The organism is Stutzerimonas chloritidismutans (assembly GCF_020783375.1).
Lineage (GTDB): Bacteria > Pseudomonadota > Gammaproteobacteria > Pseudomonadales > Pseudomonadaceae > Stutzerimonas > Stutzerimonas kunmingensis.
The window spans coordinates 3,690,715-3,702,818 of record NZ_CP086067.1 but is presented as its reverse complement, the minus strand read 5'-3'; the positions used below and the strand labels follow the sequence as shown (position 1 = coordinate 3,702,818).

Here is a 12,104-nt window from a genome sequence, read left to right as displayed (position 1 = left end):
TGCAGCGGCTAAACCCCGAGGCAGCAACTGAATTGCTTGACGACCATAGAGCGTTGGAACCACCTGATCCCTTCCCGAACTCAGTAGTGAAACGACGCATCGCCGATGGTAGTGTGGGGTCTCCCCATGTGAGAGTAGGTCATCGTCAAGCTCCTTTCCCAAACCCCCGACCCGCGTAAGCTGGTCGGGGGTTTGCTTTTGCGCGATTTAAAGACTGTGATAGGCACCTGTCGTTGGTGTCGCTATCATTCGGCCTCTTTTGGGGGTGGCATGTATAGGCTGTTAACGTTGCTTCAGGATGGGCGCTTTCATTCAGGGCGTGAACTGGGGGAGGCGCTCGGCATAAGTCGCAGTGCGGTCTGGAAGCACCTGCAACGTATTCAGGCTGACGCAGTGCTTAACCTCTATAAAGTCCCCGGGCGTGGGTACCGCTTGGCGGAACCTCTTTCGCTGCTCAATCATGAGGCGCTTGCGCCGCAACTGGAGCAGATTGGGTGGTCGCTGCATCTTTACGACTCGATTGACTCTACTAATGCTCAGGCATTGCGGCTCCTGCAGACCGTGCCACCTCCTTTTTTGGTTCTTGCAGAGGCTCAGTCTGCTGGTAGAGGGCGGCGCGGTCGTAGTTGGGTGAGTCCTTTCGGGCAGAACCTTTATTGCAGCTTGGCTATAAAGGTGCAGGGCGGTGCTAGTCAGCTTTCTGGTATGAGTCTGGTGGTCGGGCTGGCGGTAATGCAGGTGCTACATCAAGTCGGCATCTCGCAAGCGGGCGTCAAGTGGCCTAACGACGTATACGTTGATGGCCGCAAGATCGCAGGGATTCTGCTTGAGCTGACTGGCGACCCGGCGGATGTATGTCACGTAATTATCGGCATCGGCATCAATGTCAATATGATTGAGGCGGCGGGAATAGATCAGCTTTGGACATCCGTTAAAGAGCATGCAGGTATGGTTGATCGAAACGAGTTGCTGCTGACATTGGCCGCCACCCTTAGACGAAATTTGGAGCGGCATGCCCAGGTCGGGTTTGCTGCGATGAAGGGTGAGTGGGAATCTAACCATGTCTGGCAAGGCCTGAAATGCACGCTGAGTACCGGGTCTCAAGATTGCTCGGGCACGGTCTTGGGCGTCGATGATCAAGGCGGGCTCAGGATGATGATTGATGGGGGGGTGCGCTCCTTCAGTGGTGGTGAGCTAAGTTTGAGGCTTGATCAATGATTCTCGAGCTCGACTGTGGCAATAGCTTGATCAAATGGCGGGTGTTGCAAGTAAGCGGTGATGTTGCGGCTCAGGGCGCTTCTGTATCGGCCGTGGACCTCCTTAGTGCGCTCTCTGGCCTGACTGGCGTAAAGATTGAGCGTGCGCGGCTAGTTAGCGTTCGTAGCGATCTCGAGACTGAAGAGCTGTGTTCGTGCATCTCCAGTGCATTGTTCATTGACGTACAGCGCGCTCTACCAGCGCCTCGGCTTGGTGGCGTAGTGAACGGGTACCTCGAGTACGACCGTTTAGGGATGGACCGTTGGTTGGCCATGGTTGGCGCGTTCCAGTTGGAGCGCCGGGCAATGGTGGTAATCGACCTGGGGACGGCGGTCACGGTTGACTTCGTTGATGCAGAGGGCGGCCATCTGGGGGGCTACATTTGCCCTGGCATTTCTCTTCTTAGGCAGCAGTTGACTACCCATACCCGGCGCATCAGCTATACGGCAGAAGAAATCCCAATGATGCAAGGTGAGCCTGCGCCTGGGCGAAGCACTGTCCAGGCGGTTGAGCGGGGGTGCTTTCTGATGCTGCGTAGTTTTGTTGCTTCGCAAGTCCTGGCGGCCAGCGACTATCTGGGGGCTGACTTTGTAATCTACTCCACCGGTGGCGACGCAACGCTGATCGACGATATGGTCGGGGTTAGGCGGGTTCCGGATCTGGTCTTTCGCGGGCTGGCGATTGCTTGTCCCTAGCGTCACATAGAAGGTCGAGCCTGCATGCGTTGGTTATTTTTCCTGTTGGTGCTGTTGAACGTATTCTTCTGGGTGCAGCATCAGTATCAGTCACCCGTGCGCATCAAGGAGGTGGTGCCTCTTGATGCTTATGATCGGCCGACACCCAACATCACTCTGCTTAGTGAATCCTCTCCTTCGAGCCGTAAAGACGCTGGGCAACCGGCGTCGTCCGACGGTGGCTGCCTATTTCTTGGTGGCTTCGATGACGAGTCGCCTGCGCTTTCCTTGGAGCAGCGGCTTTTGAGCTTGGATATCCAGTCGGAAATACGACGGATAGATACCGAGGTCGGCGTGGATTATTGGGTGTATCTGCCGCCGCTCGCTTCCAGGCAGGCTTCCCTGCGGCAATTGCGCGAGTTGCAAAGCCGTAATATTGACAGCTACATCATTACCGTTGGTGACTTGGCTAATGGCATTTCACTGGGCATCTTCTCCCGAAAGGATTCGGCAGAGGGCGTAGTGGCGCGCTTAAGCGAGGTTGATTATTCGGCGCTGGTGCGTGAGTTGCCGAGGATGCACTCCAAATACTGGGTGCAGGTGAGCGCCGCTAGTCGTGATCAATTGGGTGATGGGGTCATGGGAAGCTTGAAAGCAGACATGCCTGCCCTGCAATTTCGCCATATGCCCTGCACTGGCATTGCATCTTCTCAATAGTTTAAATAGAATGGCGCCCGCTTCGCCGTGGGGAATCCAAGATTCCTTGGCAAGGCGGCTGTCAGTAAAGCTAACCTCAAGATTTTTATGAGGAAAAGCTTGACAGTAGGGTGGCAAGTGATGAAAATGCCGCCTCACTTTGGAGGGGTTCCCGAGCGGCCAAAGGGATCAGACTGTAAATCTGACGTCATAGACTTCGAAGGTTCGAATCCTTCCCCCTCCACCAGATTCAAGCGTAGGCTTCGGCGTTCGCGGGTATAGTTTAGTGGTAGAACCTCAGCCTTCCAAGCTGATGATGCGGGTTCGATTCCCGCTACCCGCTCCAGCTTCGGTGGTTGCGCAGTGCGATTCGCTCATGTAGCTCAGTTGGTAGAGCACACCCTTGGTAAGGGTGAGGTCAGCGGTTCGAATCCGCTCATGAGCTCCAAACTCCAAAGGCAGATATGTATATATCTGCCTTTGTTTTAATGGTGGCGTGACTAGCTCAATTCAACGATGGGAGACGGTCTCGATGGCTAAAGAAAAGTTCGAACGTAACAAACCGCACGTCAACGTCGGCACCATTGGTCACGTCGACCATGGCAAGACCACTCTGACTGCCGCTCTGACTCGCGTGTGCTCCGAAGTTTTCGGCTCCGCTCGTGTCGACTTCGACAAGATCGATAGCGCGCCGGAAGAGAAGGCTCGCGGTATCACCATCAACACCGCTCACGTAGAGTACGACTCCAATGTCCGTCACTACGCGCATGTTGACTGCCCGGGTCACGCTGACTATGTGAAGAACATGATCACCGGTGCTGCCCAGATGGATGGTGCGATCCTGGTTTGCTCCGCTGCTGACGGCCCCATGCCGCAGACTCGCGAGCACATCTTGCTGTCCCGTCAGGTGGGTGTTCCGTACATCGTCGTGTTCCTGAACAAGGCCGACATGGTCGACGACGCCGAGTTGCTCGAGCTGGTCGAAATGGAAGTTCGTGATCTGCTGTCGACCTATGATTTCCCGGGTGACGACACGCCGATCATCATCGGTTCCGCGCTGATGGCGCTGAATGGCGAAGATGACAACGAGCTGGGCACTACTGCGGTCAAGAAGCTGGTCGAGACTCTGGATACCTACATCCCTGAGCCGGTTCGCGCCATCGACAAGCCGTTCCTGATGCCGATCGAAGACGTGTTCTCCATTTCCGGTCGCGGTACCGTTGTGACTGGTCGTGTTGAGCGCGGCATCGTCAAGGTTCAGGAAGAAATCGAGATCGTTGGTCTGCGTGATACCACCAAGACCACCTGTACCGGTGTAGAAATGTTCCGCAAGCTGCTCGACGAAGGTCGTGCCGGTGAGAACTGCGGCGTTCTGCTGCGTGGTACCAAGCGTGATGACGTCGAGCGTGGTCAGGTTCTGGCCAAGCCGGGCACCATCAAGCCGCACACCAAGTTTGAAGCCGAAGTGTACGTTCTGTCCAAGGAAGAGGGTGGTCGCCACACCCCGTTCTTCAAGGGCTATCGTCCGCAGTTCTACTTCCGTACCACCGACGTGACCGGTTCGTGCGAACTGCCGGAAGGCGTTGAGATGGTAATGCCGGGCGACAACGTGAAAATGGTTGTCACCCTGATCAAGCCGATTGCCATGGAAGACGGCCTGCGCTTCGCAATTCGCGAAGGTGGTCGTACCGTTGGTGCTGGCGTGGTTGCCAAGATCGTCGAATAACGATTGATCTGTTTGAAGCGGGTCGGCATAATAGTCGGCCTGACTCTTTCTAGGCCAGTAGCTCAATTGGCAGAGCGGCGGTCTCCAAAACCGCAGGTTGGGGGTTCGATTCCCTCCTGGCCTGCCATTTTCAATATCGAATTTGGCAGTCTTTACAAGGTTCTAGCAGATGAATATCAAAGCTGAAGCCAATGACGTGCGCTTCGATCTGGTGAAGTGGCTTGTTGTGGCTGCTTTGGTGGTGGTTGCTGTGGTTGGTAACCAATACTACTCCGCTGAGCCGATTCTCTATCGTGTCCTTGCAGTGCTGGCGATAGGCGTAGTTGCTGCGTTTGTTGCTTTGCAGACGTCCAAAGGGCGTTCGTTCGCTGTGTTGCTGAAAGAAGCGCGTGGCGAGATTCGCAAGGTCGTCTGGCCGACCCGTCAAGAAACCACGCAGACAACGTTGATCGTTGTTGTTGTTGTTTTGGTGATGGCGCTGCTGTTGTGGGGGCTTGATTCCCTGCTCGGTTGGTTGGTCTCCATGGTTGTTGGTTAAGGGTGTCTCGTGGCTAAGCGTTGGTATGTTGTGCATGCTTACTCGGGTTACGAGAAGCACGTCATGCGCTCTCTTGTTGAGCGTGTCAAGCTTGCCGGCATGGAAGATGAGTTCGGCGAGATTCTCGTTCCCACCGAAGAGGTGGTCGAGATGCGTAACGGGCAGAAGCGCAAGAGTGAGCGAAAGTTCTTCCCTGGTTACGTTCTGGTTCAGATGGAAATGAGTGAGGGTACTTGGCACCTCGTCAAGGATACTCCTCGAGTAATGGGTTTCATTGGTGGTACGGCTGACAAGCCGGCACCCATTACCGATAAAGAGGCCGAGGCTATCCTTCGTCGCGTTGCTGACGGAAGTGACAAGCCGAAGCCGAAGACGCTCTTCGAACCGGGTGAGGTGGTGCGGGTGGCGGATGGCCCCTTCGCTGACTTCAATGGTGTGGTTGAAGAGGTTAATTATGAGAAGAGTCGGATCCAGGTCGCGGTTCTGATCTTCGGTCGCTCTACGCCAGTAGAGCTGGAGTTCAGTCAGGTCGAGAAGGTTTAACTGAACGAAGCATCCCTCACCCCGCAGTTTCAGGCTGCGGGGTTTTGTCGTCACTGGGATAAATCAGTAATGGGGAGCCGAAAGGCGCTATAACCCGTAATGGAGTAAATATGGCTAAGAAAATTCAAGCTTACATCAAGCTTCAGGTAAAGGCCGGTCAGGCTAACCCGTCGCCGCCCGTTGGTCCTGCCTTGGGTCAGCACGGCGTAAACATCATGGAGTTCTGCAAGGCATTCAATGCCAGGACCCAGGGCCAGGAGCCCGGTCTGCCAACTCCAGTGATCATCACTGTATACAGCGATCGTAGTTTCACCTTTGAAACCAAGAGTACTCCGGCTGCGGTGCTGCTGAAGAAAGCTGCTGGTATCACCAGCGGTTCCGCTCGCCCCAACACCCAGAAGGTCGGCACCGTCACTCGTGCGCAGTTGGAAGAGATCGCCAAAACCAAGCAGGCTGATCTGACTGCTGCCGAAATGGAGGCTGCTGTTCGGACCATCGCTGGTTCCGCTCGCAGCATGGGCCTGAACGTGGAGGGTGTGTAATGGCTAAGTTGACCAAGCGCCAGAAGGCTATCGCCGAGAAAGTCGAAGCCGGCAAGCAGTACGCTTTCGAAGATGCCGCAAAGCTGTTGGCTGAGGTTTCGGCTGTTAAGTTCGCCGAGTCGTTCGATATCGCGATCAATCTGGGTGTTGATCCGCGTAAATCCGACCAGGTCGTTCGTGGCGCAACCGTTCTGCCGAATGGTACTGGCAAGAGCGTTCGTGTTGCCGTGTTCACTCAGGGTCCCGGTGCTGAGGCCGCACTGGCCGCTGGCGCAGATCGCGTTGGTATGGACGAGCTGGCTGCCGAAATGAAAGGTGGCGATCTGAACTATGACGTAGTCATCGCCTCGCCGGACGCCATGCGTGTTGTTGGTCAGTTGGGCCAGATTCTTGGTCCGCGTGGTCTGATGCCGAACCCGAAGGTAGGCACCGTAACTCCAGATGTCGCTACCGCCGTCAAGAATGCCAAGGCTGGTCAGGTACGTTTCCGTACCGACAAGAACGGCATCATCCATACCTCGGTGGGTAAGGTTGGTTTCGAGGCTGGCCAGCTGAAGCAGAACGTCGAAGCGCTGCTTTCGGATCTTAAGCGTCTGAAGCCGTCGACTTCCAAAGGTATTTACGTCAAGCGCGTGACCCTGAGCACCACCATGGGTCCGGGACTGGTCATCGATCAGGCTTCCCTGGAAGCGTAAGGCGACGGCGCCCCTTCGAGGGCGCCTGCAAAGATTGGGGTCCCTGCCTGGCGGGGGCTATCCAAGACCGTAGGCGGCGAAAGCCTTAAACCGCAAGCCTACGCAGAGGTGCTCCCGATTCGTACCGAATCAGACACCAAATCCAGTCCGGTTTCGACCGGATGAAACGGTAACATCCAGGAGTGTAACCCGTGGCAATCAAACTCGAAGACAAGAAGGCCATCGTCGCTGAAGTCAACGAGGCTGCCAAAGCCGCCCTGTCCGCTGTCGTGGCTGATGCCCGTGGCGTGACCGTGGGGGCCATGACCGGACTCCGTAAAGAGGCCCGCGAAGCTGGTGTTTACGTGCGTGTTGTACGTAACACCCTGCTGCGCCGCGCTGTTGATGGCACGCAGTTCGAAGTGCTCAATGACGTGTTCAAAGGCCCGACCCTGATTGCGTTCTCCAACGAACATCCGGGCGCTGCTGCTCGTATCTTCAAGGAGTTCTCCAAGGGTCAGGACAAGTTCGAGATCAAGGCCGCTGCGTTCGAGGGGCAGTTCCTCGCAGCCAACCAGATCGACGTACTGGCAACTCTGCCGACCTACGACGAAGCCATTTCTCAGCTGATGAGCGTTATCCAAGGCGCCACCAGCAAGCTGGCTCGTACACTGGCGGCCGTTCGCGACCAGAAAGAAGCTGCTGCCGCGTAATAGCGTAGATTCTTTCGCAATCACTTTTTGAATTAGATGGCCGTAGGCCGTCACCTAATACAGGAACTAGAGTCATGGCTCTGACCAACGAAGATATCATCAACGCCGTTTCCGAAATGTCCGTGATGCAGGTTGTTGAACTGATCAAGGCAATGGAAGAGAAGTTCGGCGTGACCGCTGCTGCTGCCACCGTTGCTGCTGCTGGCCCGGCTGCTGCTGCTGTCGAAGAGCAAACCGAGTTCACCATCGTTCTGGCTGAAGCTGGCGAAAAGAAGGTCAACGTGATCAAGGCTGTTCGCGAGCTGACCGGTCTGGGCCTGAAAGAAGCCAAGGCTGTCGTTGACGGCGCCCCGGGCGTGGTCAAGGAAGGCGTTTCGAAAGAAGAAGCCGAAGCAGCCAAGAAGACTCTGGAAGAAGCAGGCGCCAAAGTCGAGCTCAAGTAAGCGACGACTTTGCGTCTACAGCCCGAGCGACTCGCGAAAGGCTGATGGCTGGTGGCTTTTGCCACCGGCCTTTTTCCGTTATGGAAAGTCAGCCCTGCTGGCTATTCCTCGGAAAGCCACTTTAGGGTGGTGCGAATCAAGGGATTCGCAAGATTTTCTGGCTGCTCCCGTCGGGAGAAGCCAACAAGCAGGTGACCAAGCTGGGGAACGCTGATGGCTTACTCATACACTGAGAAAAAACGTATCCGCAAGGACTTTAGCAAGTTACCGCACGTGATGGACGTGCCGTATCTTTTGGCCATCCAGCTGGATTCGTACCGCGAATTCCTGCAGGCGGGAGCGACCAAAGATCAGTTCCGCGACATTGGCTTGCATGCAGCCTTCAAATCCGTTTTCCCGATTATCAGCTATTCCGGCAATGCAGCGCTGGAATACGTCGGCTATCGCCTGGGCGAGCCGGCTTTCGATGTCAAGGAATGTGTCCTGCGCGGCGTGACCTTCGCCGTTCCGCTGCGCGTCAAGGTGCGCCTGATCATTTTCGACAAAGAGTCGTCGAACAAGGCCATCAAGGACATCAAGGAGCAGGAAGTCTACATGGGGGAAATCCCCCTGATGACCGAGAACGGTACCTTTATCATCAACGGTACCGAGCGCGTTATTGTCTCCCAGCTGCACCGCTCGCCGGGCGTGTTCTTCGATCATGACCGTGGCAAGACTCACAGCTCCGGTAAGCTTTTGTATTCTGCTCGTATCATTCCTTACCGTGGCTCTTGGCTGGACTTCGAATTCGATCCGAAGGATGCCGTATTCGTCCGTATCGATCGTCGCCGCAAGCTGCCCGCTTCGGTACTTCTGCGTGCTTTGAATTACAGCACCGAAGAAATTCTCGATGCCTTCTACGACACCAACATCTTCCATGTGAAGGGCGAAACCCTTGCGTTGGAGTTGGTGCCGCAGCGTCTGCGTGGCGAGATCGCCACGTTCGACATCAAGGATGAGAACGGCAAGGTCATCGTCGAGCAGGGGCGTCGCATCACGGCTCGTCACATCAATCAGCTCGATAAGTCCGGTATCAAAGAGCTTGAGATGCCGATGGACTACGTCTTGGGGCGCACCGTTGCCAAGGCGATCGTGCATCCGGCCACCGGCGAAATCATCGCAGAGTGCAACACCGAGCTGACGGTCGATGCCATGGCGAAGATCGTCAAGGCTCAGGTCGTTCGTTTCGAGACCCTGTACACCAACGATATCGACTGCGGTCCGTTCATTTCCGATACGCTGAAGATCGACTCGACCACCAACCAGCTTGAAGCGCTGGTCGAGATCTATCGCATGATGCGTCCTGGCGAGCCGCCAACCAAGGATGCAGCCGAGACGTTGTTCAACAATCTGTTCTTCGCCTCGGAGCGCTACGACCTGTCCGCTGTGGGTCGGATGAAGTTCAACCGTCGTATCGGTCGTACCGAGATCGAGGGTTCGGGCGTTCTGAGCCGCGAAGACATCGTCGCCGTCCTCAAGACCCTGGTCGATATTCGTAACGGCAAGGGCATCGTTGACGACATCGATCACCTGGGTAACCGTCGTGTTCGTTGCGTTGGCGAGATGGCCGAGAACCAGTTCCGCGTTGGCCTGGTCCGTGTCGAGCGCGCCGTCAAGGAGCGTCTGTCGATGGCCGAAAGTGAAGGCCTGATGCCGCAGGACCTGATCAATGCCAAGCCGGTTGCGGCGGCGGTCAAGGAGTTCTTCGGTTCCAGCCAGCTTTCGCAGTTCATGGACCAGAACAACCCGCTGTCGGAAATCACCCACAAGCGCCGTGTCTCCGCACTTGGCCCGGGTGGTCTGACCCGTGAGCGCGCCGGCTTCGAAGTGCGTGACGTACACCCGACCCACTACGGTCGCGTATGCCCGATCGAGACTCCTGAAGGTCCGAACATCGGCCTGATCAACTCACTGGCTGCCTATGCTCGCACCAACCAGTACGGCTTCCTGGAAAGCCCGTACCGCGTGGTCAAGGAAGGCGAGGTCACTGATGAGATCGTGTTCCTCTCGGCGATCGAAGAAGCCGACCATGTTATTGCTCAGGCCAGCGCCAAGCTGGAAGGTCGCAAGCTGGTCGACGAACTGGTTGCTGTACGTCACTTGAACGAATTTACCGTCAAGGCTCCGGAAGACGTGACCCTGATGGACGTGTCGCCCAAGCAGGTCGTTTCCGTCGCTGCCTCGCTGATTCCGTTCCTCGAGCACGACGACGCCAACCGCGCTCTGATGGGCTCGAACATGCAGCGTCAGGCGGTGCCGACTCTGCGTTCGGACAAGCCGCTGGTCGGTACTGGTATGGAGCGCAACGTGGCGCGCGACTCCGGCGTTTGCGTGGTTGCCCGTCGTGGCGGTGTGATCGATTCAGTCGACGCGAGCCGTGTAGTCGTACGTGTTCATGATGGGGAGGTCGAGACCGGCGAAGCTGGTGTCGACATCTACAACCTGACCAAGTACACCCGTTCCAACCAGAACACCTGCATCAACCAGCGTCCGCTGGTTCGCAAGGGTGACGTGGTGGAGCGTGGCGACATCATGGCTGACGGCCCTTCCACTGATATGGGGGAGCTGGCGCTCGGGCAGAACATGCGCGTCGCGTTCATGCCTTGGAACGGCTACAACTTCGAAGACTCCATCCTCCTCTCGGAGCGTGTGGTTCAGGAAGATCGTTTCACCACTATCCATATCCAGGAACTGACCTGTGTGTCGCGTGACACCAAGCTCGGTCCAGAGGAAATCACCGCGGACATCCCAAACGTGGGCGAAGCTGCGCTGAACAAGCTGGACGAGGCGGGTATTGTCTACGTTGGTGCCGAAGTCGGCCCGGGCGATATTCTGGTTGGCAAGGTGACTCCGAAAGGCGAAACCCAGCTGACTCCGGAAGAGAAGCTGCTGCGCGCGATCTTCGGTGAGAAGGCGTCCGATGTGAAGGACACCTCCCTGCGTGTGCCGACTGGCACCAAAGGTACCGTTATCGACGTTCAGGTGTTCATCCGCGACGGTGTCGAGCGCGACTCCCGTGCGCTGGCTATCGAGAAGATGCAACTCGACGAGATCCGCAAGGACCTCAACGAGGAGTTCCGTATCGTCGAAGGCGCTACCTTCGAACGCCTGCGCTCGGCTCTGGTTGGCGCGACTGCCGAGGGCGGTGCCGGCCTCAAGAAAGGTGCTGTCATCACTGACGAGATCCTCGACGGGTTGGAGCATGGGCAGTGGTTCAAGCTGCGCATGGCCGAAGATGCGCTGAACGAGCAATTGGAAAAGGCTCAGGCCTACATCTCCGATCGCCGTCAGCTGCTCGACGACAAGTTCGAAGACAAGAAGCGCAAGTTGCAGCAGGGCGACGACCTGGCGCCGGGCGTACTGAAGATCGTCAAGGTCTACCTGGCGATCAAGCGTCGCATCCAGCCGGGCGACAAGATGGCTGGTCGTCACGGTAACAAGGGTGTCGTCTCGGTGATCATGCCGGTCGAAGACATGCCGCATGACGCCAACGGCACGCCGGTCGACATCGTGCTCAACCCGCTTGGCGTACCGTCGCGTATGAACGTCGGTCAGATCCTCGAAACCCACCTGGGCCTCGCCGCCAAGGGCCTGGGCGAGAAGATCAATCTGATGCTCGAAGAGCAGCGCAAGGTCGCCGAGCTGCGCAAGTTCCTGCACGAGATCTATAACGAGATCGGAGGCCGTCAGGAAAATCTGGACGACCTGAGCGATCAGGAAGTGCTGGACCTGGCCAACAACCTGCGCAAGGGCGTTCCGATGGCTACTCCGGTATTTGACGGAGCCAAGGAGCGCGAGATCAAGGCCATGCTGAAGCTGGCTGATCTGCCAGAAAGCGGCCAGATGCAGCTGTTCGACGGGCGTACCGGCAATAAATTCGAGCGCACCACCACGGTCGGCTACATGTACATGCTCAAGCTGAACCACCTGGTCGACGACAAGATGCACGCGCGTTCCACCGGTTCCTACAGCCTGGTTACCCAGCAGCCGCTGGGTGGTAAGGCGCAGTTCGGTGGTCAGCGCTTCGGGGAGATGGAGGTCTGGGCGCTGGAAGCCTATGGCGCCGCGTACACCCTGCAGGAAATGCTCACGGTCAAGTCGGACGACGTGAACGGGCGGACCAAGATGTACAAGAACATCGTGGACGGCGATCACCGTATGGAGGCCGGCATGCCGGAGTCCTTCAACGTGTTGATCAAAGAGATCCGCTCGCTCGGTATCGATATCGATCTGGAAACCGAATAACCACGCACCGCCTG

The 12,104-nt window shown here is 56.9% G+C and carries 11 protein-coding genes, 4 tRNA genes and 1 rRNA gene; all 16 read left to right on the top strand.

Translation table 11 applies throughout. The features are described from left to right. Positions 1 to 35 precede the first annotated feature (35 nt). A 5S ribosomal RNA gene (rrf, locus tag LLJ08_RS17390) occupies positions 36 to 151 on the top strand. Between the two features lie 119 nt (positions 152 to 270). Then, positions 271 to 1,218: a bifunctional biotin--[acetyl-CoA-carboxylase] ligase/biotin operon repressor BirA gene (gene birA / locus LLJ08_RS17385; protein ID WP_044315607.1), complete on the top strand. Its 948-nt coding sequence runs from the start codon at positions 271 to 273 to the stop codon at positions 1,216 to 1,218. Next, positions 1,215 to 1,952 (top strand): type III pantothenate kinase, encoded by a 738-nt coding sequence (locus LLJ08_RS17380; RefSeq protein WP_041015744.1) that lies wholly within the window; start codon positions 1,215 to 1,217, stop codon positions 1,950 to 1,952. The genes birA and LLJ08_RS17380 overlap by 4 nt, the downstream gene beginning before the upstream one ends. Before the next feature lie 24 nt (positions 1,953 to 1,976). Then, the gene (locus LLJ08_RS17375; protein ID WP_044315606.1) at positions 1,977 to 2,648 is read left to right on the top strand and encodes an SPOR domain-containing protein; all 672 of its coding nucleotides are present in this window, start codon (positions 1,977 to 1,979) and stop codon (positions 2,646 to 2,648) included. A 141-nt stretch (positions 2,649 to 2,789) separates the two neighbouring features. Then, positions 2,790 to 2,874: transfer RNA gene (locus LLJ08_RS17370), tRNA-Tyr, on the top strand. A gap of 25 nt (positions 2,875 to 2,899) precedes the next feature. After that, positions 2,900 to 2,973 (top strand) — tRNA-Gly (locus LLJ08_RS17365). A gap of 26 nt (positions 2,974 to 2,999) precedes the next feature. Next, positions 3,000 to 3,075 (top strand) — tRNA-Thr (locus tag LLJ08_RS17360). An 84-nt stretch (positions 3,076 to 3,159) separates the two neighbouring features. After that, a complete protein-coding gene (gene tuf, locus LLJ08_RS17355) occupies positions 3,160 to 4,353 on the top strand; it encodes an elongation factor Tu (protein ID WP_014821633.1) in 1,194 nt (397 codons plus the stop codon). A 51-nt stretch (positions 4,354 to 4,404) separates the two neighbouring features. Continuing rightward, positions 4,405 to 4,480: transfer RNA gene (locus LLJ08_RS17350), tRNA-Trp, on the top strand. Between the two features lie 42 nt (positions 4,481 to 4,522). After that, positions 4,523 to 4,891 carry a preprotein translocase subunit SecE gene (gene secE, locus LLJ08_RS17345; RefSeq protein WP_228207552.1) on the top strand — a complete coding sequence of 123 codons (369 nt, stop codon included), beginning with the start codon at positions 4,523 to 4,525 and terminating at the stop codon, positions 4,889 to 4,891. A gap of 9 nt (positions 4,892 to 4,900) precedes the next feature. Continuing rightward, the gene (gene nusG, locus LLJ08_RS17340; RefSeq protein WP_014821638.1) at positions 4,901 to 5,434 is read left to right on the top strand and encodes a transcription termination/antitermination protein NusG; all 534 of its coding nucleotides are present in this window, start codon (positions 4,901 to 4,903) and stop codon (positions 5,432 to 5,434) included. Positions 5,435 to 5,544: 110 nt separating this feature from the next. Then, positions 5,545 to 5,976, top strand: a complete 432-nt coding sequence (rplK, locus tag LLJ08_RS17335) for a 50S ribosomal protein L11 (protein ID WP_003280820.1) — start codon at positions 5,545 to 5,547, stop codon at positions 5,974 to 5,976. Then, on the top strand, positions 5,976 to 6,671 hold the full coding sequence (rplA, locus tag LLJ08_RS17330) for a 50S ribosomal protein L1 (RefSeq protein ID WP_023445635.1): 696 nt from the start codon (positions 5,976 to 5,978) through the stop codon (positions 6,669 to 6,671). Before rplK ends, rplA begins: the two co-directional genes overlap by 1 nt. Before the next feature lie 191 nt (positions 6,672 to 6,862). After that, positions 6,863 to 7,363, top strand: a complete 501-nt coding sequence (gene rplJ / locus LLJ08_RS17325) for a 50S ribosomal protein L10 (protein ID WP_003280824.1) — start codon at positions 6,863 to 6,865, stop codon at positions 7,361 to 7,363. A 74-nt stretch (positions 7,364 to 7,437) separates the two neighbouring features. Next, a complete protein-coding gene (rplL, locus tag LLJ08_RS17320; protein ID WP_003293014.1) occupies positions 7,438 to 7,806 on the top strand; it encodes a 50S ribosomal protein L7/L12 in 369 nt (122 codons plus the stop codon). 213 nt (positions 7,807 to 8,019) lie between these two features. Beyond that, positions 8,020 to 12,090, top strand: coding sequence for a DNA-directed RNA polymerase subunit beta (gene rpoB / locus LLJ08_RS17315; protein ID WP_014821636.1), 4,071 nt, complete (start codon positions 8,020 to 8,022; stop codon positions 12,088 to 12,090). Positions 12,091 to 12,104: the final 14 nt, after the last annotated feature.

What these genes read in the sequence shown, in the direction of transcription:
- birA (WP_044315607.1), top strand. Translation starts at nt 271, where the DNA reads ATGTATAGGCTGTTAACGTTGCTTCAGGATGGGCGCTTTCATTCAGGG.
- LLJ08_RS17380 (WP_041015744.1), top strand. Translation starts at nt 1,215, where the DNA reads ATGATTCTCGAGCTCGACTGTGGCAATAGCTTGATCAAATGGCGGGTG.
- LLJ08_RS17375 (WP_044315606.1), top strand. Translation starts at nt 1,977, where the DNA reads ATGCGTTGGTTATTTTTCCTGTTGGTGCTGTTGAACGTATTCTTCTGG.
- tuf (WP_014821633.1), top strand. Translation starts at nt 3,160, where the DNA reads ATGGCTAAAGAAAAGTTCGAACGTAACAAACCGCACGTCAACGTCGGC.
- secE (WP_228207552.1), top strand. Translation starts at nt 4,523, where the DNA reads ATGAATATCAAAGCTGAAGCCAATGACGTGCGCTTCGATCTGGTGAAG.
- rplK (WP_003280820.1), top strand. Translation starts at nt 5,545, where the DNA reads ATGGCTAAGAAAATTCAAGCTTACATCAAGCTTCAGGTAAAGGCCGGT.
- rplA (WP_023445635.1), top strand. Translation starts at nt 5,976, where the DNA reads ATGGCTAAGTTGACCAAGCGCCAGAAGGCTATCGCCGAGAAAGTCGAA.
- rplL (WP_003293014.1), top strand. Translation starts at nt 7,438, where the DNA reads ATGGCTCTGACCAACGAAGATATCATCAACGCCGTTTCCGAAATGTCC.
- rpoB (WP_014821636.1), top strand. Translation starts at nt 8,020, where the DNA reads ATGGCTTACTCATACACTGAGAAAAAACGTATCCGCAAGGACTTTAGC.